Source organism: Microtetraspora sp. AC03309 (assembly GCF_020826795.1).
In the GTDB taxonomy this organism is placed as follows: domain Bacteria; phylum Actinomycetota; class Actinomycetes; order Streptosporangiales; family Streptosporangiaceae; genus Microtetraspora; species Microtetraspora glauca.
The window spans coordinates 1-581 of record NZ_JADDIL010000386.1 but is presented as its reverse complement, the minus strand read 5'-3'; the positions used below and the strand labels follow the sequence as shown (position 1 = coordinate 581).

1 protein-coding gene is annotated in these 581 nt (G+C 63.2%); it reads left to right on the top strand.

The window, feature by feature from the left end:
* A partial coding sequence (locus IMZ11_RS43465; protein WP_228649532.1) for a dienelactone hydrolase family protein occupies positions 1–451 on the top strand: 451 nt, incomplete at its 5' end.
* Positions 452–581 lie beyond the last annotated feature (130 nt).

The following is a 581-nucleotide window of genomic DNA, read 5'->3' as shown; positions in this document are numbered from 1 at the left end:
GATCGGTCTCATGGGGTTCTGCATGGGCGCCGGGTTTGTTCTGCAGCTCTCGCCACAGGGCTTGTTCGACGTGGCCGCCGCCCATTACGGCCTTGCCCCCAAAAACATTGACGCGCTTGTTCGTTCATGCCCCGTCGTTGCCAGTTACGGCGCCAAAGACCGCATCGTGAAACAGGGTTCGGCGAGCGCGTTAGACTCCGTCCTCGCCAAAGGCTCCGTCGATCGCGACATCAAGGAATACCCGCACGTCGGGCACAGCTTCATGAACAGGTCGGGCATCCCGGCGCCATTCACCATCGTCGAAACGCTGGCCGGCTTTGCCTATTCGGAGCCCGAAGCTGAAGACGCCTGGCAGCGGACGTTCGCCTTCTTCCACAAGCACCTCGCCCAACCATCGGATGGTCCAGGTGTATCCGAGCAGGAGAGGGCCAACGATGCACCCGCCGACTGAGCGATCTGGGCCAGCCGCGCTCATCCTCGCGCCCGCCGCGGCGGGCCCGACCGCCCAAGCACTCCAACTAGCCCGCGAACACTCCTCGTGTGCTGAAAAAGAGGGCCACCATGACCTCTCTGACGAAAGG